Origin of the sequence: Trinickia sp., from assembly GCF_051953405.1 — a bacterium.
Classification (GTDB): Bacteria; Pseudomonadota; Gammaproteobacteria; order Burkholderiales; family Burkholderiaceae; genus Trinickia.
Map to the genome: position 1 here is coordinate 1 of NZ_JBQCIV010000066.1, position 22,539 is coordinate 22,539.

Here is a 22,539-nt window from a genome sequence, read left to right on the forward strand (position 1 = left end):
CGGGTGGCGGTCTGCTCGATGATCCGGTGCGCGCTGCTGGCCGCCGCGGAATCGTCGCCGCTGACGTGCACCGCGATCACGCCGGAGCTGCCGTCGGTGGCGCGCAGGCCGGCGGCATGGCTGCTCCACCAGGACGTCACGCTGTCCGAAGTGATGGCGCTGTCCGCATGGATGTCCGTGAAGAACGCGGCCGTCAACGTGCCGTACGGCGGCGCCAAGGGCGGCATCCGCGTCGATCCGTCCACGCTGTCGAAGGGCGAACTGCAGCGCCTCACGCGCCGCTACACGAGCGAGATCAGCATGCTGATCGGCCCGACCAAGGACATCCCCGCGCCGGACGTCAATACCAACGAGCAGGTCATGGCATGGATGATGGATTCGTACGCCATGATCGAAGGGAACCTGTCGACGGGCGTCGTGACGGGCAAGCCGATCTCGCTGGGCGGCTCGCTGGGCCGCCGTGAAGCGACGGGCCGCGGCGTGTTCGTCGTCGGCACGGAAGCGGCGCGCCGCGTGGGCCTCGACATTCAAGGCGCACGCATCGCGGTGCAAGGTTTCGGTAACGTGGGCGGTATTGCCGCGCGTCTGTTCGAAGAAGCGGGCGCCAAGGTTGTCGCGGTGCAAGACCACACGGGTTCGCTCTACAAGTCGAGCGGCATCGACGCGACGGCGCTGCTCGAACACGTGGCGAACACGGGCGGCGTGGGCGGCTTCAAGGGCGCCGACCCGCTCGCGAACGACGAATTCTGGACGATCGAAACCGACATCCTGATTCCGGCCGCGCTCGAAAACCAGATCACGGAAAAGAACGCAGCCAAGATCAAGACGAAGATCATCGTCGAAGGCGCGAACGGCCCGACGACGACGGCGGCCGACGACATCTTGCACGACAAGGGCGTGCTGATCATCCCCGACGTGGTAGCCAACGCGGGCGGCGTGACGGTGTCGTACTTCGAGTGGGTGCAGGATTTCTCGAGCTTCTTCTGGACCGAAGACGAAATCAATCAGCGTCTCGAGCGCGTCATGCGCGAAGCGTTCAACGCCGTGTGGCAAGTCGCGAGCGAGAACAAGGTGTCGATGCGTACGGCGGCGTTCATCGTCGCATGTAAGCGGATTTTGATGGCGCGCGAAATGCGTGGCCTTTACCCCTGATTCCCTATTCGCCACAAGCGAAACGGGTTTGACTTGCCGGTGCGCCCCAAACGGCGCGGCCGGCTTCCCCTGGCGGGCGGCATCGCGAGATGTCGCCCGCTTTTCGTTTAGGGCGCTCGCTTCGGTGCAGTCCCGCGCAACGCCGCGGTTTCGCCGCCGCGCGCCCATCCGCGTATCATGCGAAGGCTTCACCGGCCAGGGGGATAGCCGGTGTTCGTTTTTCCGCAAAGGGATGACCGGGATGATTTCGATCAAGCATGTTTCGAAGTGGTACGGCACGTTTCAGGTGTTGGCCGATTGCACGACGGAGGTCGCGAAGGGCGAAGTGGTCGTCGTGTGCGGGCCGTCGGGCTCCGGCAAGTCGACGCTCATCAAGACCGTGAACGGCCTCGAGCCGTTTCAGGAAGGCGAAATCGTCGTCGACGGTCAATCGCTACGCGACAAGCAGACGAACCTATCCAAGCTGCGCGCGAAAGTCGGCATGGTGTTCCAGCACTTCGAACTCTTCCCGCATCTGTCGATCATGGAGAACCTGACGCTCGCGCAGATCAAAGTGCTCGGCCGCTCCAAGGACGAAGCCGCGGCTAAAGGCTTGGCGCTGCTCGAGCGCGTGGGATTGAAAGCGCAGGCCGATAAATTTCCGGCGCAGCTCTCGGGCGGTCAGCAGCAACGCGTGGCGATCGCGCGGGCGCTGTCGATGGATCCGGTCGCGATGCTGTTCGACGAACCCACTTCCGCGCTCGATCCCGAAATGATCAACGAGGTGCTGGACGTGATGGTCGAACTGGCGCAAGAGGGTATGACGATGATGTGCGTGACGCACGAGATGGGGTTCGCGAAGAAGGTCGCGCACCGCGTCATCTTCATGGACCGCGGGCTGATCGTCGAAGACGATCGCAAAGACGCCTTCTTTGCGAACCCGAAGTCCGATCGCGCGAAGGAGTTTCTCGCGAAGATTTTGCACTGAGCGTGCCGCGGCGGCGCGGGCCGCTGCGTCGAACGAGGGGTAGCCTCGCGCAGGCCGACGCCTCTGGCGGCCGCTTACGACCGGATGTTACGACTCGAAGGCCGCGATATCGTCGGCGTCGGCCTGCAGCGTCGACGCGGATGCCGGCCGCATCGTGGCCGAGGCGCTAGGATCGCAAGCCGGGTTGCGCGCTTTTTCGAGTACGGCCGGCGGCACCGGAATATGTGCGCGCGCCGCGACCTCGCCGTCCTGGAACATCAACAAATCGCCGGGCGCGAAGGCCGTCCAGATTTCGTCGTCGGTCAACGGCTGCGTTGCGATGACGGCGACGCGATCCTCGGGCGTCGTGTACTGCGCGAAATCGATCGACATATCGGCATCGATCAAATGTGCCGTCGAAAACGGCCAGCGTCGAACGATGTAATGCAGATGCGTGGAGCAGTGAGCGAACAGCGCTTGCCCGTTCGACATCAAGAAATTGAACACGCCGTAATTCGTGATCTCGCGCGTGAGTGCGGCCAGCGCATCGAACAATTCCTGCAAGGGGGGCTGCGCGCCCGGAAACGCGCGGCGCAAACCTTGCATGAGCGCGCAATAGGCGAGTTCGCTATCGGTGGTGCCGACCGGTTGATAAACGCCGGTGAGTTCGGGACGGTAGCCTTGCAAATCGCCGTTGTGGGCGAAGATCCAATGCCGGCCCCACAGTTCGCGCATGAACGGGTGACAGTTTTCCAGCAGGATATGGCCCTGGGTCGCTTTGCGAATATGGGCGATCGTGTTTTTCGATTTGATCGGGTAGCGCTTGACCATCTCCGCGATCGGCGAGGTGGCCGACGATTGATGGTCGATGAAGAGGCGACAGGCTTTGTCTTCGAAGAAGGCAATGCCCCAGCCGTCGGCATGATGATCGGTGATGCCGCCGCGCGCAGCGAAGCCGGTGAAGGAGAACGTGACGTCCGTCGGCGCGGCGCAGTTCATTCCGAGGAGTTGGCACATGTTACGGCTGGGCGGAGCGTGTGAACGGGCGGGCCCGTTTGGCGAACCCGCTACAATATGTTTTTTCGAAGCATATACCGAGCCGCCGGCCGAAAAAAGCGAAATCGGCGGCCGTGGTCGCGCGGCCGTTGCGGTTTTCCCACGATGGCAGCGGGTTTGCTTCGGCTAACGGTGTCTACTTCGTCTACTTCTCACCGCCGGGCGGCTGCGCTGCGCCGGCTTTCTTGCCCGATCGTCGCCATGACCGTTTCCGATTCGTCCCCGAACGCCGCGCATTCGAGCGGCACGCCCGCACGCTCTTCGCTCACCATTGCCCGTCCCGACGATTGGCATTTGCATTTGCGCGACGGCGAGATGCTCAGTGCCGTGCTACCGCATACCGTGCGCCAGTTCGGCCGCGCGATCGTCATGCCGAACTTGAAGCCGCCCGTGACCACCGTCGATGCCGCGCGCGCTTACCGCGAGCGCATCCTCGCGGCACTGCCGATCGGTTCGACGTTCGAACCGTTGATGACCTTGTATCTCACCGATAACACGCCGCCCGACGAGATCCGCCGCGCGCGCGAAAGCGGCTTCGTGCACGGGGTGAAACTGTATCCGGCCGGCGCGACGACCAATTCCGACTTCGGCGTGACGGATCTGTCGAAATGCGCGAAGACGCTCGAGACGATGCAGGAAGTGGGGATGCCGCTGCTCGTGCACGGCGAAGTGACCGATTCGTCGATCGATCTATTCGATCGCGAAAAGGTCTTCATCGATCGCGTCATGATCCCGTTGCGTCGCGATTTTCCCGCGCTCAAGGTGGTTTTCGAGCACATTACGACTAAAGATGCCGCCCACTACGTGCGCGATGACGGTGGAGCGCAGGGGCTGCTCGGCGCGACGATTACGGCTCACCACCTGCTGTACAACCGCAACGCGATTTTCCAGGGCGGCATTCGCCCGCATTACTACTGCTTGCCCGTGCTTAAGCGCGAAACGCATCGCGTCGCGCTCGTCGAAGCGGCGACGTCCGGCAATCCGCGCTTTTTCCTCGGTACCGATAGCGCGCCGCACCCGAAGGGCTTGAAAGAGCATGCCTGCGGCTGTGCCGGGTGCTACACGGCGTTGCATGCGCTCGAACTCTATGCGGAGGCGTTCGATAATGCCGGTGCGCTCGACAAGCTCGAAGGGTTCGCCAGCTTCTTCGGTCCCGATTTTTACGGCTTGGCGCGCAGCGCCGAGCGCGTGACGCTCGTGCGCGAAAGCTGGACGCTACCGGCCGAGATCGTCGCGGGCGAAGCGGCGGTGGTGCCGCTGCGCGCGGGCGAGACGATCGGCTGGCGGCTGGCCTGACGGCGCATTCGGCATCGCAACGCGATGACTGAGCGGGAATCGGCAGCCGCGTTCGGGGAGGGAGCGCCGATCGCGAACCTGGAGCGTATCGACTGGTCCGCGCCTTGGCTCGCGCCTTATGAAGAGCGCGGGACGCGCTGGCACCGCGACGCGCAGGCCGATCCCGCGCATTTCGTGCGCATGCTTGCAAGGCAGGCAAGCGAGGCGGGCCATAAGACGGGCGGCGGTAAGCCGCTGTCGTTTGTCGAGCAGGCCGAGTTGCCGGCGACCGTGGCCTACGAAGCGTATATCGCGCAAACGGGCAGGGTGCCGACGCGCCGCAACTTGCACGATTTCTTCAACGCACTCATTTGGTTCGCCTATCCGCGTGTGAAGGCGACGCTCAATGCGCGCCAGGCACGAGCGATCGAGCGCGACGGGGTTGCCGGCGCGCGGGGCGCCGAGCGCGATTTCCTCACGTTGTTCGATGAGAATGCCGTGTTGTTCGTGTGCGCCGACCCCGGCCTCGGCGAGCACCTCGCGGGCTTCGAATGGCGGCGGCTTTTCGTCGATGCGCGCGAGGCATGGGGCTCGCGTTGCGAAGTTCGCGTGTTCGGCCATGCGTTGCTCGAGAAGCTGCTTGTCCCTTACAAGGCGTGCACGGGACACGCATGGATCGTTGCGGCACCGCCCGAGTATTTCGGCTGGCCGCGCGAGCGCCAGACGCTATGGCTCGACCGATCCGTAGCGGCGTCGCTGGCCGAGGGCCCGCTCGATCCCTGCCGCTATTGCCCGCTGCCGGTGCTGGGCGTGCCGGGCTTTTGGCCTGCGAATACCGATCCGCATTTCTACGACGACCCGCACGTGTTTCGCGCGGGACGGCGCGCCCGCGGTGCCGATGCCCGCGCGACGTCGCCCGCGGTGGTAAACTCCGCACCAGCAAAGTAGGCCAGGCAGTCGCGGCTTTCCCGGTTTGCGCCGGGAGGGGCGAGGAAAGTCCGGACTCCACAGGGCAGGGTGATGGCTAACGGCCATCCGTGGCAACACGCGGAACAGGGCAACAGAGAGCAAACCGCCGATGGCCCGGCGCAAGCCGGGATCAGGTAAGGGTGAAACGGTGCGGTAAGAGCGCACCGCGGCTGCGGCGACGCAGACGGCACGGTAACCTCCACCCGGAGCAATTCCAAATAGGCAGGCACGCGTCCTCGGACGCAAGGCGGGGCCCCCGTCTGGCCTGCGGGTAGGAAGCTCGAGCGCGTCAGCAATGGCGCGCCTAGAGGAATGGCTGCCACGCTTGCCAGGCCGCAAGGGATGGCAAGCGCACAGAATCCGGCTTATCGGCCTGCTTTGCTTTTTACTTCGATGTCGTGTCGCGTGCCGGCCGAAGTTCGCTATATGGAAATGGATAGGCTCGGCTTCTTGCGTCGTCGGGAAAACGGCAAGTCTGCCATCGATAACCGATAAAAAATCGTCAATCATTCAGTGCCATTGGGCTGACGCAATTTCGACAAGCGGCCCTAACGTCGACACGGGTACGAAATGAAAACGAGAAACGGGTTGTGGATGTGGGCGATCGTCGGTGCACTGTTTGCAAGCCGCATGGCTTCGGCCGATATCCTTGAGCAGACTTACTTCGAGCCAGCCAAAGCCGGAAACATCATTAATCTGGTATACGATCCGGTGGAAACGGGGGTCGGTTGGTTTTTTACCAATCTCAAAGCGACCTACCAATTCCAGACTCTGAAGCCGGCCCCCATCGGGACGCGCTTTATCGCCACCCAGTTCGTGCTGGGTCCGCTTAAGGGCTCCGGGGGCGGGGACGTCATGTATATCGGAATCAACCCGCCGATGTCGCTCATGAATTATGGGGGCCAGGCGCATTTTTCCTATTTCGGAACGAGCGGTGGCGAGATAGAGACGCCCCAGAACTGCAACACGGGCGCCGACTGGGGCCCCGGCATCACCTGCGCATTCGATATCGCCGCCCAACAGGGCCATAAGTACGAATTGGAAGCCAACCTCGTGAAAACGACCGACACGAAAACGCTCTTGCAGGGATTCGTTTCCGATTTCGACGAAAAGGGGACGCTCGTGAGCCGCAACGAGATCGGCCGATTTTGGGTCAATCGCGGCGGGATGGCGCTCGCGTTTCCTACCGGCTGGGTAGAGGGCTCGACGGCTCCCTGTAGCATGACCGAAAAGACTTCGATTATTTTTGGTCCTTTAAACGTGCGCTATGACCGCACGTCGAAGGGCCATGTGCGCGTCGTGCCGATCGATACGGTCGGCTCGGCCAACTGCGGCGTATTGGCAACCCCGACAACACCTGGCGACGGCAATTACGTCGAGATGACGTACGGCATCGATCTACCCCCCCAATGATTCCGCATCGCGGCGACCCCCGCAGGCACCCGACACGGCCGGGCTGCCTATCGGGCGAGCCTGCGAGGCCGGCCTGGTCGGCCGGGCGCGGCGGCACCTCAGGCTTCGACGATATCGAACGAATGCGAGAGGTCGGCCGTCTTGGCGATCATGATCGAGGCCGAGCAGTATTTGTCGTGCGACAAATTGATCGCGCGCTCGACGGTGGCGGGGTTCAGGTTCTTACCCGTCACCGTGAAGTGAAAATGAATCTTCGTGAAGACCTTCGGGTCTTCGCTTGCGCGTTCCGCTTTGAGCGTGACCGAGCAGCCTGCGATTTCCTGGCGGCTCTTTTTCAGGATCATCACGACGTCGTAGGCGGTACACCCGCCGGTGCCGAGCAGCACCATTTCCATCGGACGCGGCGCCAGGTTGCGCCCGCCGCCCTCCGGCGCGCCGTCCATCATCGCCAGATGGCCGCTGCCCGTTTCGGCCGCGAATGCCATCCCGTCCGGCCCCATCCAGCTCACTTTGCATTCCATTCTCGCCACTCCCGCTGTGCTTACGTTGATGTTCGATCGATCCGGCATTGTAGCCCCGCCAAGGCACGAAACCTGTCCGGCCGGCGATGCCCCGGGATGGCTCGTTATTTCACAATATGGTATTGAATTTCGCCATGCAAATTTTCTTGCCTAGTCGGTGTTCCCTCTGTACAATGCGACTCATTGGTTGTCGTTCTCGACAATCTCCGCATGTCTCCTCCACCCTCCTCCTTAGGTGGATTAAGCCCGAGCCCAGAGTTCGGGCTTTTTTTTGGCCGTTGCCGGCGCACCGTTGTTCCGCGGGCGTCTCGCCCCGATTTTCGGCGGCGCGCCAAGGCCCGCACGGCCTCGAAGCCTCGGTTCGACCTGCTCGCCGTCGCATTTCGCCCGCGTTCGGCATTGGGCAAGCAGCCCTTTGACGCACTGGACCAAATTCCTTTATAATTCAGGGCTTTTCCGCATCCATGCCCGCGGAAGAAGAACAGGGAGAGCCTGCACGGTGCCTCGATGCGCCAACCTAAGCAGGAAAAAACATGAAGGGCAGGTTAATTTTTTGGATCGATCATGAAGACGTTTTCCGCCAAAGCCGAAGAGGTGACGCGCGAATGGTACGTGATTGACGCGACGGATAAGGTTCTCGGCCGTGTCGCCAGCGAAGTGGCACGCCGTCTTCGCGGCAAGCATAAGCCTGAGTTCACTCCGCACGTCGACACCGGTGATTTCATCATCGTCATCAACGCCGGCAAGCTGAAGGTCACGGGCAACAAGACCACCGACAAGAAGTACTACCGTCACTCGGGCTACCCGGGCGGCATCTACGAAACGACGTTCGGCAAGATGCAAGAACGCTTCCCGGGCCGCGCGCTCGAGAAGGCCGTCAAGGGCATGCTGCCGAAGGGCCCGCTCGGCTACGCGATGATCAAGAAGCTGAAGGTCTACGCAGAAGCCACGCATCCGCATTCGGCGCAACAGCCGAAGGCGCTCGAGATCTAAGGGGAGCCCACATGATCGGTAACTGGAACTACGGTACGGGCCGCCGCAAAAGCGCCGTCGCTCGTGTCTTCATCAAGGCAGGCAAGGGCGACATCGTCGTCAACGGCAAGCCCATCGCGGATTACTTTTCGCGCGAAACGTCGCTGATGATCGTGCGTCAGCCGCTCGAACTCACGAACCACGCCACGACGTTCGACATCAAGGTCAACGTCTCGGGTGGCGGTGAAACGGGCCAAGCCGGTGCGGTTCGCCACGGCATCACGCGCGCGCTGATGGACTACGACGCAACGCTGAAGCCGGCTCTGTCGAACGCTGGCTTCGTCACGCGTGACGCTCGTGAAGTCGAACGTAAGAAGGTCGGCTTCCACAAGGCACGTCGCCGGAAGCAATTCTCGAAGCGTTAATCGTTTCGAAGCGCGCCGCTTCATGCGGGGCGCTACCGAAAAAGCCGCCGCTGCCTGTGCACGGCGGCTTTTTCGTTTGCGGCGCGCCCTTTATTTCGCGCCTTTTGCCCTTATCTGGAGCAGCGTGCCGACCATCGTGTCGGTGCGGCGGCCCTAGAACCCATTGCATTCATAGGGTTACCTCAGAACGGCTCAGCACGAGTCGGCGAAGGGCCATACAATAGCGCTGGTAAGCAATTGCGCTTAAAAGCTTTTTTGGAGAGTCCGAATGACCGCCGTCACCGATACCCCCGTGACCGAAATGCCGAGCCCCTTCGTCTTCACGGACGCGGCGGCCGACAAAGTGAAACAACTGATCGACGAGGAAGGCAACCCCGATCTGAAACTGCGCGTGTTCGTGCAAGGCGGCGGCTGCTCGGGCTTCCAGTACGGCTTCACCTTCGATGAGACGATCAACGAAGACGACACGGTCATGAACAAGGCCGGCGTGCAGCTGTTGATCGATTCGATGAGCTACCAATATTTGGTCGGCGCCGAGATCGACTACAAGGACGATATCAACGGCGCTCAGTTCGTCATCAAGAACCCGAACGCATCCACCACGTGCGGCTGCGGTTCGTCGTTCTCGGTCTGACCGAACGCTGAAACGCCTGGCGAGGGCGGTTCGTTTCGCCGGAAAACGATACACACGGGGCTTCGGCCCCGTTTCTTGTTGGCGCGGCGGCAACGCGCCATGCCATCCCTGCTGGCCGCCGTCCTGCGGCCGCCCGCGACAGCACGCACCGTCAGCGCGGATAAATCGCACCCAGCACGCGCTCGCCGGCCGCGCCAGTCACGGCGGGCAAGTTACCCGTCGTTCGTTCGACACAGCGCATCGCCAGCCACGCAAAGGCTAGCGCCTCCACGTGATGGGGCGGTACGCCGAGCGCTTCGGTTGTCATCACCGATACGCCGCTCACCCCGCTTCGATCGAGCGCGTGCTGGAGCGCTTTCAGCAATTCGGGATTACGGGCGCCTCCCCCGCACACGTATACCGCGCGGCACCCGGGCGCATGCCGCTCGATCTCGCGCGCGACGCTCACGGCGGTCAGTGCCGCGAGGGTCGCTTGAACGTCCGCCGGCGCGAGCGCTTCGAAGCCCGCGAGCCTCGCGTCGAGCCACTGCGCGTTGAACAGGTCGCGCCCCGTGCTCTTAGGCGGCGCTTGCTCGAAGAATGGTTCGTCGAGCAGCACATTCAGTAGGGATTGGTGCACGGTGCCGCCCGCGGCGAACCGTCCGCTTTCGTCGAACGGCGTGCCCAGATGGCGCCGCGCCCACTCGTCGAGCAGCACGTTCGCGGGACCGCAATCGAAGCCGCGAATGACCTCGCCGTCGCCCATACCGCCGCTCGCCCGCGCCTCGCGGCTCGGGGCCCGAACGCGTGCGGGAGGCAAGACCGTAATGTTGCTGATGCCGCCCAGGTTGCAGACGACGCGCGTTTCGTCTTGCGCCCCGAACACTTGCGCATGGAAAGCCGGCACGAGCGGTGCGCCCTGGCCGCCCGCCGCCACATCGCGGCTGCGGAAATCGGCGACAACATCGATATGGGTCATCTCCGCGAGAAGCGCCGGGTTGTTGATTTGCTTCGTGTAGCCTTTCTCGGGGCGGTGCCGCACGGTCTGGCCATGCACGCCGATCGCGCGGACGTGGGTGGGACCGACGTTCGCGCTGCGCAGCAACTCATGACAGCACACCGCGTAGCGTGCCGCGAGCGCGGACGCGGCCAGCGCCTCGCGCTCGATTTCGTTCTCGCCCGGCTGCTGCAAAGCGAATAGCGCTTCGCGCAGCCCATCGGCGAAGCCGACGAACGCATCGGCCAGCACGCGCGGCGCTTCGCCCGCGCGCAATTCGACGGCGATGCCGTCGACGCCGTCCATGCTCGTGCCCGACATCAGCCCGAAATACACGCCATCGGCACCCGTTTGCCTCGCGCTTGCGGCCAATTCTTGCTCCTTGTCGTCGTAGCGGGCCCGTGGGACGGCCCGAACCCAGCGCCTATGCGCTTGCCTTGCCTTGCGGGACCGATTATCCGCGAGAACGGCCGGACGCGCTAAGGGCGGCGCGATCGTGTCAGCCGCGCGGCCAGATATGGGACAATTGAACCTTTGCACCGTCCGTCAGCCGGAATCACCGATTCTTACGAATGAGCACCGAGCCCACCTCCAAGCCTGCCTCGCCGTTTCCGATCACGGACGAGGTGCGTCACGCCCTGGCCGTCGCAAAACGCGGCGCCGATGAACTCTTGATCGAAGAGGAGTTCGCCCAAAAGCTCGCGCGCAGCGCGGCCACGGGCACGCCGCTGCGAATCAAACTGGGGCTCGATCCCACCGCACCCGACATCCACATCGGGCACACGGTCGTCCTGAACAAGATGCGCCAACTGCAGGACCTCGGGCATACGGTCATCTTTCTGATCGGCGATTTCACGTCGTTGATCGGCGATCCGTCCGGGCGGAACGCCACGCGTCCGCCGCTCACGCGCGAGCAAATCGAATCGAATGCGAAGACGTATTTCGATCAAGCCGCCCTCGTGCTCGACCGCGAGAAAACCGAGATCCGCTACAACAGCGAGTGGTCGATGCCGCTCGGCGCCGACGGCATGATCAAGCTCGCGTCGCGCTATACGGTGGCGCGCATCTTGGAACGCGAGGATTTCACGAAGCGCTTCCAAGGCGGCGTCCCGATTTCGATCCACGAATTCCTGTACCCGTTGATGCAGGGGTACGACTCGGTTGCGCTCAACGCCGACCTGGAATTGGGCGGCACCGATCAGAAATTCAACCTGCTGGTCGGCCGTGAACTGCAAAAGCAGTACGGGCAGGAACAGCAGTGCATCTTGACGATGCCGCTGCTCGAAGGGCTCGACGGCGTCGACAAAATGTCGAAGTCCAAGAACAACTACGTCGGGATCAGCGAAAAGCCGAACGACATGTTCGGCAAGCTCATGAGCATCTCCGACCTGCTCATGTGGCGTTATTTCGAATTGCTGTCGTTCCGCAGTCTCGACGAAATCGCACGCTTCCGGCGCGAGGCGCAAGAGGGGCGCAATCCGCGCGACTTCAAGGTTCTGCTCGCGCAGGAAATCGTCGCGCGCTTTCATTCGCCGGCTGACGCGGAGCGTGCGCTCGAGGATTTCAATCACCGCGCCAAAGGCGGTGTGCCCGACGACATCCCCTCCGTCACGCTTTCGGGCGCGCCGCTCGCGATCGGTCAACTGCTCAAGCAGGCGGGGCTCGCGCCGTCGACGAGCGAGGCGCTGCGCAACATCGAGCAAGGCGGCGTGAAGATCGACGGTGCCACCGTGTCGGACAAGGCCCTGAAAGTCGAAGCCGGCGAGTTCGTGGTGCAAGTCGGCAAGCGCCGTTTTGCACGCGTTACGCTGACCGCATAGGGGCCCTAAGCGATGATCGCGCTGATTCAACGCGTGCGTCGCGCCGAAGTGCGCGTGGACGACAGGGTGACCGGCGCGATCGGCCAGGGCCTGCTCGCGCTGGTTTGCGCGGAACGCGGCGATGCCGATACGCAGGCCGACAAGCTGCTGGCCAAGGTGCTCGGTTATCGCGTGTTCAGCGATGCGGCGGGGAAGATGAACCTATCCGTGCAGAACATCGACGGCAACGGTACGGCCGGTGGGTTGCTACTCGTCTCGCAGTTCACGCTTGCCGCCGATACCAACAGCGGCTTGCGCCCCAGCTTCACGCCGGCGGCGCCGCCCGATGAGGGCCGGCGCTTGTTCGATTACTTTGTGGCTAGCGCGCGCGGGAAGCATCCGCTCGTCGAGACCGGCGAGTTCGGTGCGGACATGCAAGTGTCCCTCGTCAACGACGGCCCGGTCACGTTCTGGCTCCAGGCGCGCAACGGATGAGCACTCGAATCCTATTCATCCGTCACGGCGAGACCGCTTGGAACCGCATCAAGCGTATCCAAGGCCATATCGACATCGCGCTCGCCGAGACCGGTGTCGAGCAGGCAAGGCGGCTTGGGCATCGCTTCGCCGAAGAGGCGAGAGCCGGGGAGCGCCTCGATGCGATTTGGGCAAGCGACCTGATCCGCGCACAGCAGACCGCGCAGCCGGTGGCGCAGGCGTTGGGGTTGCCCTTGCAACTGGTGCCGGGATTGCGCGAACGCCATTACGGCGCGTTTCAAGGCCACGACAGCAGCGAGATAGCCGAACGCTTTCCCGATGAATATGCGCACTGGCAAACGCGCGATCCAGGCTTCACGCCGCCCGACGGCGAATCGCAGCGGGTGTTCTACCACCGCGTGCTGCATGCGCTCGACCCGTTGATTGCGGCGCATCCCGATGGCCGCATCGCGGTCGTGACGCACGGCGGCGTGCTCGATTGCGTGTACCGTTTCGCGAACGGCCTGCCGCTCGATGCGCCGCGCAATTGGCCCTTGCTCAATACGAGCGTGAACGTGGTCGACTTTCAGCGCGATGGCGGCATGATGGAGGCCCGCATCGTCGAATGGGGCGATGTCTCGCATCTCGGCGGCGTGAGCGCCGATGACGGACTCAAGCGGATGCCCCCATCCGGCCGCTGATTGGCGCCGCAGCGCGGCAAGGACAACGCCGCCGATCCGCGCTCGCGTTTGCGCGCTCGTTCGTCGGCGCGGCGTTGGTACCGGGTCTGCGCTAAACGTCGTCCTTTCCCGCAACCCTTCGTTTCGCCCGCTTCGAGACCGCATTCACGTGCGCCCACCGAATGACCGGCCCGACGATCCGCACGCCCGGGCGGGCGAGCGCCGCGCGTACCCGCGCAAGCGGCGTGAAGCCGAGCATGTGCTGCGCCCATGGCGGCAACAAATCGACGCCGGCATTCAACATCAAGCCGACCGCCGGTTTCATGAGCGGGCGATCGGGTGGTGCGGCATGGCGTAGGAGACGCACGACTTCATGCGTTCTTGCGCCCGCTTCAAGCTCCGGTCGCATCGAGGATAAATACTCGGCCACCTGGGCACGCGTGGTAGGAACATCGATTGCGCCGAGCAGCCGCGCGATCATCGCTACCTCCGCGTAGTACCGGTCCTGTTGTGCGAGCGATAGGGAGGGATTCACATAGCGCAGATGCGCCGCTAGGAAGCTCGACACTTCCGCCACATGCACCCAGGTCAATAATGCCGGATCGCTCGCGCGATACGGGCGGCCATCGGGCGCGATACCCGTGACGGATAAATGGATTCGCTTCACGCGTTCCACGAGTGCCAGCGCATCGGCGCGGGAGCCGTAGGTCGTACCCGCGATGAAAGTGGCCGTGCGCCGGAGCCTTCCGCGCATGTCCGTGCGGAACGTGGAGTGATCCCACACGCCGGCAAGCGCCAGCGGATGCAGCGCCTGCAGCATCAACGCGCTGATGCCGCCGATCATCATCGAGGTGAAATCGGCATGCACCTTCCAGCAGACGGCGTCCGGCCCGAACAAACCCGGATCGCCGGGCGGATGGGCGTAATCGAGGGTGGGACCGCTACCGCTCGTGATACTGAGGACGCTTTGCGAAATCCGCTCGCGCAAGCGCATGACAAACTCGGGGTGCGCGTCACCGTCCTTGTTGGCGTGTCGATCGGCCGGTTCGGACATCGCTGCGTCGCCTTGATGAAACGGATCCGTTGAAAGCGGGCGCGCTACGCCGACGTGTTGCCGGCGTCGTCCCACAACGTGCGCACGGGGCTTTGCGCGTCGGGCGTGGCCAGGCCGAAGTGGCGGTAGGCCGCTAGCGTCGCCACGCGCCCGCGCGGGGTGCGCTGCAAGTAGCCCTGCTGGATCAAGTAGGGCTCGAGCACGTCCTCGATCGTATCGCGTTCCTCGCCGATCGCAGCCGCAAGGTTATCGACACCGACGGGCCCGCCGTCGAATTTGTGCAGGATCGCTTCGAGCAGCTTGCGGTCCATGAGATCGAACCCGACCGGATCGACGTCGAGCATGGCCAGCGCCGCATCGGCCACGCGCGCCGTGATCGCGCCGTCGGCCTTGACCTCGGCGTAGTCGCGCACGCGGCGTAGCAAGCGGTTGGCGATCCGCGGCGTGCCGCGCGAGCGTTTGGCGATCTCGAATGCACCTTCCGGATGGATCTGCGCGCCCAGCAGCGCAGCGGAGCGGCGCACGATGCGCGAGAGTTGCTCGGCATCGTAGAACTCCAGGCGCGCCACAATGCCGAATCGGTCCCGCAAAGGGTTCGTCAGCATCCCCGCGCGCGTGGTCGCGCCCACCAGCGTGAACGGCTGCAGATCGAGCTTCACGCTGCGCGCGGCCGGGCCTTCGCCGATCATGATGTCGATCTGGTAATCCTCTAGCGCCGGATACAGGATTTCTTCGACGACGGGCGAAAGCCGGTGGATTTCGTCGATGAACAAGACGTCGTTCGCTTCGAGATTCGTCAGCAGCGCGGCGAGATCGCCGGCGCGTTCGAGCACCGGCCCTGAGGTCTGGCGCAGGTTGACGCCCATTTCACGGGCGATGATGTGCGCCAGCGTGGTTTTGCCGAGCCCGGGCGGCCCGAACAGCAGCACGTGGTCGAGCGCTTCGGAGCGGCGTTTCGCGGCTTCGATGAAAATTTCGAGCTGACCGCGCACCTTTTCCTGGCCGACGTATTCGTCGAGCTGGCGCGGACGCAGCGCGCGCTCGAAGGCCTCTTCGCGCGACGACGCGGGCGTGGCGGAAATGATGCGCTCGCTAGCGAGTTTGTCGGTTTCGATCATGCGTGCCATTGTACCGCGCGGGCCGGCCGTTCACGCCCGGCGCCGCTCAGCCCTTCGACAACGATTTGAGCGCGAGCTTGATGCCCTCGGACACCCCGGTGCCGGCCGGCACGTTCTTGATTGCCGCGAGCGCTTCCTTCTCCGAGTAGCCCAGCGCGAGCAGGGCGTTGAGGATGTCGGAGGCATGATCCGACGGCGAAGCAGCGGCCGCGGCGGCGCCGATGTCGGCGCCCAGCTTGCCCTTCAGTTCCAGCAGCAGCCGCTCGGCCGTCTTCTTGCCGATCCCGGGCACGCGCGTCAGCCGAGCCGCGTCCTGAAGCGTGACTGCCTGCGCGAGTTCCTGCACGCTCATACCCGAGAGCACGGCCAGCGCCATCCGCGCACCGATTCCGCTGATCTTGAGCAACTCGCGAAACGTGGCGCGCTCTTGCACGGTGCCGAAGCCGTACAGCAGATGCGCGTCTTCGCGCACGATGAGCTGCGTCAGCAGAACGACTTTTTCGCCTGTCGACGGCAGGTTGTAGAAGGTGCTCATCGGCACGTCGACTTCATAGCCGACGCCGTTGCAATCGACGAGCAGGTGGGGGGGATTCTTTTCGAGCAGGATGCCGGCGATGCGACCGATCATGGCGGGTAGGGAGGGACCGAAAGCGCGAGTGTATCGCACGGCGGGCGCCGACCGAAAACGCGCCCCGCAGGCCGGCTATCCAACGAGCCGCCCGCGCCTGACGCGCAATCCCTTTTTGGCCAGCGCCGGTGCGAGCCCACCTAGCGTATCGAGCGTATTGCCGCCGTGCGCATGGCAGATCGCCATGCCGAGTGCGTCGGCCGCGTCGGTGCCCGGTACCCCGGATAGGTTCAGCAAGCGCACGACCATCTGTTGCATTTGCTCTTTGGTCGCCCGGCCATATCCGACGACGGCCTGCTTCAGCTGAAGCGCCGTATATTCGGCGACCGGGACGCCCCCGGCGACGAGCCCGCAAATGGCCGCGCCGCGCGCTTGGCCGAGCAGCAGCGTCGATTGCGGGTTGACGTTGACGAACACCTTTTCGATGGCTGACTGATCGGGCGCGTGCTGGCGGATCAGCGCCGAGACGCCGTCGAAGATCGTGCCGAGGCGGGAGGGCAAATCGCCATCACCCGTGCGGATGACTCCGCTCGCGACATAAGTGAGCCGCTGGCCTGCTTGCTCGATGACGCCGAAGCCGGTGACGCGCAAGCCTGGGTCGATGCCGAGAATTCTCATGAACTAAAACCGGACTAAGTGCCCGAGATACTACAACGAACGGCCGCGTGCGCCGATGGTGGGCGCACGCGGCTGCGGTACCGGGCCGAGAGCGCGTCCTCGGCGGTGCTCGGCCAAGGCGCTGGGCGAGCTTTCAGGAGAGGCCGGACCGGCAGCCGGCGCGTGTGCTTCCTGGCGCGACGGCTGCCCGCGCAAACTCAGAGCCTGCCGCGCGCCTCGATCGGCCAAATGTCGACGAGCGTATCGCCATCGACCACGTGGTAGCGATCGTACAAATTCACCGTGGGATCGCAATGGGGGGTGACGAATTCCACGTGCGCGCCGAGCGACGGCCGATGCGCAGAATCGACGACGAGCTTGCCGTGCTCGTCGCCGAAAAACGCGTAGCGCGACGGTCCTTGCACGCCTCGTGCGACAACCGGCGCGACGCTGTCGGCAGCGAAGCTCTTGGTGCCGGCGTCGAGGGTCACCCACTCCGGCGCTTGCGTGCTGACGACGGTGCTCTGCACGAATAGCGACGTATCGAAAGGCGCGCCCGATTCGCCGCCCGCCAATACGTGGTGGTATTCGACGTCCATGAAGACATATGAGCCAGGTTGCATTTCGGTGAACACGCCAGCGGACGCGTCCGCTTCATGCGTACCGGTGCCCACGCCCGTGACGATATCGATAGGCAAGCCGGCCGATTTGAGTTTATCGACGAGCGATGCCACGGATTCGCGCAATTGCGCGGCCGCGTCTTCGCGCTGAGCGCGCGCCTCGATATGTTGAAGGTGCCCGCCGTAAGCTTGCACGCCGCGCAGCGTCAGCATGCCGGTTTCGGCGATGGCGCTTGCGAGCGTGAGCGCGGCGGCTTCGTCGATCACGCCGGTGCGATGGTAGCCCGCGTGGTAATCGATGATCACGTCGAGCGGGTCGGCCAGCCGCGCCGCATGCAAGGCAAGTTCCGCGACGTTGCGAGGATCGTCGACGACGACCGTCAACTGGTGCGGGCCGGCTTTGTCGGCGAGGGCTACGAGCCGACGCAGCTTGTTCGTACTGACGACGGGCGAGGTGACGAGCACGCCCGGGATGCCGGCTTCCACCATGGCTTCGGCTTCCCCGAGCGTCGCACAGCTCACGCCGAGCGCGCCGGCTTCGATCTGCATCTGCGCGATACGCACCGATTTGTGGCTTTTGACGTGAGGGCGTAAGCCGATGCCGTGGCGTTCGGCGATGGCCGCCATCTTGGCGATGTTGCGCGTCAGCGCGGTGCGATCCAGCAATAACGCCGGCGTATCGAGTGTGTGACGTCCGCCAGGTACGCCGATTAAGTAGGCGTTCGGGCCAAGGGTGGGAGAACGGGACAAGGCAACTCCTAAGGGTGAACTCCGACGCCTTTGTCGAAAAACCTCGACGGAATGCGTTGATGAATGCCGGCTTCGATTAGCCGATCGCGTATGCCTTGGATCGGGATACCCGCAGCCGCCATCATTTCGGTGATCCCGAAGAGCGCGCTACCGACGTCGGGATCGATTTTCGGGTGCCAGCGGCGCAAAAAGTGCTTGATGGCATCGGCCTTGTGGCCTAGGGCTAGAAGGAATGCAACTTCGTACTCGATACCGGATAGTTTGCCGATGCCGTCGATGATCTCGGACTGCGTGCGATCGAGGCTGCATCCCAAGCCAAACTCGGACCAATATTCGGGAAACAAAGTCGTGAATCGCGCCAAATCGGTTGCATACGCGCAATAGACGATCCCCAGCACCGAAGCGGACGGGCGGTGCTTCAGCAAAAACTTGTCGAATACGAGTGCGCCGAGGCCGGTTTCGTACCGATGTATGTTCAGTACCGATTTCATCGCGCCAGCGTTGCCGCAGTCTAGCAAACTGCGATCTTCTCGTACGAAGCAATCCGCGAACGCAGCGGTGCCTTCGCACGGCATATCGTGATCCATTCGGCCGGCGACATCCTTGCCGCGAGGTAAGCCGACGATCTTTCCATATGGATCGGTGGCAGTCAGGTGACGCGATCGAATGTCCTTTACGCCAGCGATGACGCCGCTGCCGGACGACGCGACTTCGACAGTTCGCGAGAATCGTTCGACAAACGACTGTTGTTCCTCGGTGAAATGCTCGGGCTCGACAAGAGAGTAGGACATGCGGTGACCCTCGGTAGCGGTGGGAGCATCGAGCATGACAGCGTACCGTCCACGATCACGAAATCGCGTGAATTTCAGACCGACCGAAACGTTAGCGACACTTAGCGATAGCAAGTCGGATAAAAAACGAGCGCGACACGGGCGGTTCTCAGATCGCCGTGCCGACGCGATTGCAGCCCGTGCAACGGGCAAAAATCAGACCGATGTTTCCGCTGGCGCCACCACGGAATCGCTCGAACGTGCGGGCGGCGAATCGCTTTCGTCCTCGTCCTCGTCCTCGTCGCGAAAACATCCCGCGATGCGCCGGATCTCGTCTTCGATCTCGAAGAAGGCGTCCAGCACCACGGGATCGAACGTCGTGCCGCCCATCTCGCGCATCATCGTCGTGGACACCTCGTGCGAGAACGGTTCCTTGTAGCAGCGCCGACTGATCAATGCGTCGTAGATATCGGCCACAGCCATGATGCGCCCCGAAAGCGGAATGCTTGCACCGAGCAGGCCAGCCGGGTAGCCGGTGCCGTCCCACTTTTCATGGTGCGTGGCCGCGATATCGGCTGCAATCGCAAGAAAGTTGTCGCCTTCGATCTGCTGCGCCGTGCTCAGAATGATCTGCCGGCCGAACTCGGGATGCTTGCGCATGACGACCCACTCGTCTTCCGTCAGCCGGCCAGGCTTGAGCAGAATGTTGTCCGGCACCCCCACCTTGCCGATATCGTGCAGGGGCGCCGAGAGGAACAGCAGGTGGATGTATTCCTCGGTGAGGACATCGACATAATGGCCCGTACCCTTCAGCCGCCGCGCGATCGCACGCACGTAGTGCTGAGTGCGTTTGATGTGCGCGCCGGTTTCCGGGTCGCGGGTCTCGGCCACAGCGGACATCGATTCGATGGTGACCTGGCGCGCGTTCTCCAACTGCTTGCGCCAGTGCCGCTCGCGACGCTGGTGGAGAGCCGCGCGCACCACGACGCACAGCGCGGTCACCATGCCCAGCACCAGCAGCGGTGCGGCTACCGGAAGGAATAGGCTGGCGTGCAGGAAGGTGGCTGTCGCCAGCGCCAGCAGCACGAGCGCGGCGGACAATCCGACCGAGGCAAGCATCGCCAGGCTGCAGCCGGCGACGAACAAACCGCACAGCAACGCGGCAAGCAACATGCCCGCGATCAGCGCGGCCATTGCGCCCCATACGGGCACTCGCACGATGTCGCCATCCAGGATGTCCTGCGTCAGTGCCGACTGAATCTTGAGCCCGGGGAAAAGACGATCCACGGCCGTCCTATGCAGGTCGTTGAGGCCCGCCGCCGTCGAGCCGATGAAGACGATCTTGCCGCGCAGGTCCTGTGCGCGCGCACGACCGGCCAGCACGTCCACGGCCGAGATGCTGGGGTAACGATGCGAGGGGCCGTTGAAACGGAGAAGCGCATAGCCGGATGGGTCGATCGGAACTTCACGCTGTCCAATCCGAAGGGATAGGCCGTCACGTCCAGACTCCACGCGCGCCGACGAGACCCCGAGCGCATGCATCGTCGCAGCGAGCGCGAGGCTTGCGTGCACCACGCCGTGATATTCGATCAGCAGCGGCAGCCTGCGCAGCACGCCGTCATTGTCCGCACGGACATTGACGAAGCCGTTGACGCGCGTTTGGCGCGCAATGGCCTCGACGTTCTCCAGGACACCCGATGCACGATCGAGCGACAGAAGATCGACGCGCCCGTCGAATCCGATGCCGGGACGCAGCGGCCTATCGTCTCGCGTGGCATGGTCGAAATAGAAATAACGCGCGCCCACTACGCCGGCTCGAGCCATCTGCTGGCCGAGATAGCCATCGTTGTCGCGCAGGGCGGCCGGTACGCCGTTGAAGGAGAGATCGACATCGAAATCGCGCTTGAAGGTCTGCTGGATTTCGGTCAACGAAACGCGGTCCGGTTCGGGCAGCATGATGTCCAGCGCAATCGCCGACGGCTGCTCTGCGGCAATCCGATCGATCAGCGCCGCCAAACGATAACGCGGCCACGGCCACTGGCCCACGGCCGCGAGCGAGCGGTCGTCGACATCGACCACGACTGTGTTCGCTGCCTGCCGTCCCGACGCCGTGTGCACCTGTAGCGTATCGAGGATCGCCCGGTCCAGGCGCGTGCACGGCGCAAGCTGAAACGATCCGCTTAGCCCGATGGCCAGCGCGAGTGCCAGGCCCGCCAGTACGAACGTCAGTGCCGGGCGGCGGGGCAGTTTCGCGGATGCGGCATACGGTGTCATCGCAGCGCCTGCCTTAAAGGACGAAGATCTCTACGCGCCGATTGCGCGGCTCGCGCACACCGCGCCGCGTGGGCACCAGCGGCTTCTTGTCGCCGAAGTACTGCACGTCCACCGGCAGGTCCTGCACGACCCCTTTCAAGAGTGCCGCGATATGCCGGGCACGTTTGGCCGACAGCAGCAAATTGTGCTCTGCCGTGCCGGCCTCATCGGCGTAACCGGAGACCGTGACCTCGGTCGGCATATGGTCGTGCACGGTTCGAAGGATCTCGGGCAGCATCTGCCGCGACTTGGGCGTCAGGACCACGCTATCGAACTCGAAGTTGAGGATGAAACTGCACGATCGCGGCGGCTCGGCATCGAGCAGGCGGCGATGGGCTTGGTCGAACGCCTGCCGGTCCGTGCTCGTGGGCGCAACAGGCGCCGCACCGGCGTTCTCGACGAAGACGCTGCCGTACGCCTCGTCGATGCGTTGTTGCCCTCGTGCGGTGGACACCGTGACCGCGCCGACATGCCCGCCCTGGTCCGGCAATAGCGTGACACGGGTTCCGGTGCCGGTTGCGCAACCGGAGAGCAACAGGACCAGCCCCAACAGGATGACGGCCAAGCCCTTGACGCAATGCAGTTTCAGTTGAGGCATGGCAAAGCTCAGTTCGCCTCGATTAGGAAGCGCGTCCCGCGCACGCCTACGGTCGCTGTCGGCGTTTCGATCTTGACCGACTGGGGTGCGCTCTTGCCGATCCTGCCGGATTCGTAGATGGCTGAGCCCTTGGCCATGTACACGGAAAAAGCATAGTGACCGGCGTCGGGTTCGAACACGTAGTCGCGCACCAGGATGTCGGCGCCGCCACCGAGCGTGAGCAAGGTACCGTCCTTGAATACGATGGCCGCGGTGGCTCCGCGGGCCGCGATCACGTGATCGGAGATCTCGAGTTTCGTATTGCTGGCCACGTCGAGCGTCGTGCCGTCGCGTGTCACCTTGACGCTTCCGGATACGCTCCTCACCAGTGCGACGTAGTTAGCTGCTGCCATCGCAGGCCCGCTCAAGCAGACAAGCCAAACCATGGAAAGCAGCAACAAAGGCTTGTTCATTGGGTTCTCGTAGAAGATGGAGTGTGCTGGCGTGCTGACGAAGACCATCGCAGCCGCAGGGGATGCGCAGGGGTAAGCTGCCCGCTCAGCCGTGAGCACCCCCGGATTGAGGGAGCAGGACTTCACGGCCATTCATTTTGATATCGGACGATAGTCGCAAAGCTTTATGGTCGGACTACAGGAGACGAGCGATTTTTGTGCTGTAGCCAGGATCGCTTGACGCACGCGGTCGCGCGAAGAGGGCGAGCGGTGCAGTGGGGCTGGGGCGTGGGAGCTGCGTCCCTCGAATGCCAGTTCGATGCCTCGGTGGCACGGTAATCGGATACGCCGTAGCGGTCGGTGGGGCG

General features: G+C 63.6%; 23 protein-coding genes and 1 other RNA gene. 12 read left to right on the forward strand and 12 right to left on the reverse strand.

Annotation, left to right across the window (positions count from 1 at the left end; genetic code table 11):
- Positions 1-1,152, forward strand: a 1,152-nt coding sequence (locus tag ACTHN9_RS10665) for a Glu/Leu/Phe/Val family dehydrogenase (protein WP_440536729.1), incomplete at its 5' end; no start/stop codon positions are given.
- Positions 1,153-1,393: 241 nt separating this feature from the next.
- Complete coding sequence (locus ACTHN9_RS10670; RefSeq protein ID WP_440536730.1) at positions 1,394-2,119, forward strand: amino acid ABC transporter ATP-binding protein; 726 nt, start codon at positions 1,394-1,396, stop codon at positions 2,117-2,119.
- A gap of 87 nt (positions 2,120-2,206) precedes the next feature.
- On the opposite strand, the gene ACTHN9_RS10675 is transcribed toward ACTHN9_RS10670, so the two are convergent.
- Complete coding sequence (locus ACTHN9_RS10675) at positions 2,207-3,115, reverse strand: class II glutamine amidotransferase (protein ID WP_440536731.1); 909 nt, start codon at positions 3,113-3,115, stop codon at positions 2,207-2,209.
- A gap of 240 nt (positions 3,116-3,355) precedes the next feature.
- On the opposite strand from ACTHN9_RS10675, the gene pyrC reads away from it, so the two are divergent.
- The 4 genes from pyrC to ACTHN9_RS10695 all read left to right on the forward strand — a co-directional run bounded on the left by pyrC (position 3,356) and on the right by ACTHN9_RS10695 (position 6,811).
- Positions 3,356-4,450, forward strand: a complete 1,095-nt coding sequence (gene pyrC, locus ACTHN9_RS10680; RefSeq protein WP_440536732.1) for a dihydroorotase — start codon at positions 3,356-3,358, stop codon at positions 4,448-4,450.
- Positions 4,451-4,474: 24 nt separating this feature from the next.
- On the forward strand, positions 4,475-5,377 hold the full coding sequence (locus tag ACTHN9_RS10685; RefSeq protein WP_440536733.1) for a DUF3025 domain-containing protein: 903 nt from the start codon (positions 4,475-4,477) through the stop codon (positions 5,375-5,377).
- Positions 5,371-5,782, forward strand: an RNA gene (gene rnpB, locus ACTHN9_RS10690) — RNase P RNA component class A. The genes ACTHN9_RS10685 and rnpB overlap by 7 nt, the downstream gene beginning before the upstream one ends.
- 210 nt (positions 5,783-5,992) lie before the next feature.
- Positions 5,993-6,811 (forward strand): hypothetical protein, encoded by an 819-nt coding sequence (locus ACTHN9_RS10695; protein WP_440536734.1) that lies wholly within the window; start codon positions 5,993-5,995, stop codon positions 6,809-6,811.
- Between the two features lie 98 nt (positions 6,812-6,909).
- On the opposite strand, the gene ACTHN9_RS10700 is transcribed toward ACTHN9_RS10695, so the two are convergent.
- On the reverse strand, positions 6,910-7,332 hold the full coding sequence (locus ACTHN9_RS10700; RefSeq protein WP_440536735.1) for an OsmC family protein: 423 nt from the start codon (positions 7,330-7,332) through the stop codon (positions 6,910-6,912).
- Between the two features lie 564 nt (positions 7,333-7,896).
- Here ACTHN9_RS10700 and rplM point away from each other — a divergent pair.
- The 3 genes from rplM (at position 7,897) to erpA (ending at position 9,363) form a co-directional block, all read left to right on the forward strand.
- Positions 7,897-8,325, forward strand: coding sequence for a 50S ribosomal protein L13 (rplM, locus tag ACTHN9_RS10705; RefSeq protein ID WP_102609495.1), 429 nt, complete (start codon positions 7,897-7,899; stop codon positions 8,323-8,325).
- Positions 8,326-8,336: 11 nt separating this feature from the next.
- Positions 8,337-8,729: a 30S ribosomal protein S9 gene (rpsI, locus tag ACTHN9_RS10710; RefSeq protein WP_102643874.1), complete on the forward strand. Its 393-nt coding sequence runs from the start codon at positions 8,337-8,339 to the stop codon at positions 8,727-8,729.
- Positions 8,730-8,997: 268 nt separating this feature from the next.
- Complete coding sequence (gene erpA / locus ACTHN9_RS10715) at positions 8,998-9,363, forward strand: iron-sulfur cluster insertion protein ErpA (RefSeq protein ID WP_440536736.1); 366 nt, start codon at positions 8,998-9,000, stop codon at positions 9,361-9,363.
- A 151-nt stretch (positions 9,364-9,514) separates the two neighbouring features.
- Here the strand turns inward: erpA and ACTHN9_RS10720 are convergent, their stop codons facing one another.
- Positions 9,515-10,711 carry an anhydro-N-acetylmuramic acid kinase gene (locus ACTHN9_RS10720; protein ID WP_440536737.1) on the reverse strand — a complete coding sequence of 399 codons (1,197 nt, stop codon included), beginning with the start codon at positions 10,709-10,711 and terminating at the stop codon, positions 9,515-9,517.
- A 200-nt stretch (positions 10,712-10,911) separates the two neighbouring features.
- Here ACTHN9_RS10720 and tyrS point away from each other — a divergent pair, with 200 nt between their 5' ends.
- The 3 genes from tyrS to ACTHN9_RS10735 are packed head-to-tail and all read left to right on the forward strand — an operon-like array spanning position 10,912 to position 13,313.
- Positions 10,912-12,159: a tyrosine--tRNA ligase gene (gene tyrS / locus ACTHN9_RS10725; protein WP_440536738.1), complete on the forward strand. Its 1,248-nt coding sequence runs from the start codon at positions 10,912-10,914 to the stop codon at positions 12,157-12,159.
- Between the two features lie 12 nt (positions 12,160-12,171).
- Positions 12,172-12,633, forward strand: coding sequence for a D-aminoacyl-tRNA deacylase (dtd, locus tag ACTHN9_RS10730; RefSeq protein WP_440536739.1), 462 nt, complete (start codon positions 12,172-12,174; stop codon positions 12,631-12,633).
- Positions 12,630-13,313, forward strand: a complete 684-nt coding sequence (locus tag ACTHN9_RS10735) for a histidine phosphatase family protein (protein ID WP_440536740.1) — start codon at positions 12,630-12,632, stop codon at positions 13,311-13,313. The genes dtd and ACTHN9_RS10735 overlap by 4 nt, the downstream gene beginning before the upstream one ends.
- Positions 13,314-13,404: 91 nt before the next feature.
- On the opposite strand, the gene ACTHN9_RS10740 is transcribed toward ACTHN9_RS10735, so the two are convergent.
- The 9 genes from ACTHN9_RS10740 to ACTHN9_RS10780 all read right to left on the reverse strand — a co-directional run bounded on the left by ACTHN9_RS10740 (position 13,405) and on the right by ACTHN9_RS10780 (position 22,192).
- Positions 13,405-14,346: an oxygenase MpaB family protein gene (locus ACTHN9_RS10740; RefSeq protein WP_440536741.1), complete on the reverse strand. Its 942-nt coding sequence runs from the start codon at positions 14,344-14,346 to the stop codon at positions 13,405-13,407.
- A 44-nt stretch (positions 14,347-14,390) separates the two neighbouring features.
- A complete protein-coding gene (gene ruvB, locus ACTHN9_RS10745) occupies positions 14,391-15,464 on the reverse strand; it encodes a Holliday junction branch migration DNA helicase RuvB (RefSeq protein ID WP_440536742.1) in 1,074 nt (357 codons plus the stop codon).
- A 46-nt stretch (positions 15,465-15,510) separates the two neighbouring features.
- The gene (gene ruvA, locus ACTHN9_RS10750) at positions 15,511-16,092 is read right to left on the reverse strand and encodes a Holliday junction branch migration protein RuvA (protein WP_440536749.1); all 582 of its coding nucleotides are present in this window, start codon (positions 16,090-16,092) and stop codon (positions 15,511-15,513) included.
- 75 nt (positions 16,093-16,167) lie between these two features.
- Positions 16,168-16,710, reverse strand: a complete 543-nt coding sequence (ruvC, locus tag ACTHN9_RS10755) for a crossover junction endodeoxyribonuclease RuvC (RefSeq protein WP_440536743.1) — start codon at positions 16,708-16,710, stop codon at positions 16,168-16,170.
- Positions 16,711-16,907: 197 nt separating this feature from the next.
- The gene (locus tag ACTHN9_RS10760) at positions 16,908-18,059 is read right to left on the reverse strand and encodes a DSD1 family PLP-dependent enzyme (RefSeq protein ID WP_440536744.1); all 1,152 of its coding nucleotides are present in this window, start codon (positions 18,057-18,059) and stop codon (positions 16,908-16,910) included.
- Positions 18,060-18,067: 8 nt separating this feature from the next.
- Positions 18,068-18,850: a hypothetical protein gene (locus ACTHN9_RS10765; RefSeq protein ID WP_440536745.1), complete on the reverse strand. Its 783-nt coding sequence runs from the start codon at positions 18,848-18,850 to the stop codon at positions 18,068-18,070.
- 195 nt (positions 18,851-19,045) lie between these two features.
- The gene (locus ACTHN9_RS10770; protein ID WP_440536746.1) at positions 19,046-21,103 is read right to left on the reverse strand and encodes a CHASE2 domain-containing protein; all 2,058 of its coding nucleotides are present in this window, start codon (positions 21,101-21,103) and stop codon (positions 19,046-19,048) included.
- Between the two features lie 13 nt (positions 21,104-21,116).
- Complete coding sequence (locus tag ACTHN9_RS10775) at positions 21,117-21,740, reverse strand: OmpA family protein (RefSeq protein WP_440536747.1); 624 nt, start codon at positions 21,738-21,740, stop codon at positions 21,117-21,119.
- Positions 21,741-21,748: 8 nt separating this feature from the next.
- Positions 21,749-22,192 (reverse strand): FecR family protein, encoded by a 444-nt coding sequence (locus tag ACTHN9_RS10780; protein WP_440536748.1) that lies wholly within the window; start codon positions 22,190-22,192, stop codon positions 21,749-21,751.
- Positions 22,193-22,539 lie beyond the last annotated feature (347 nt).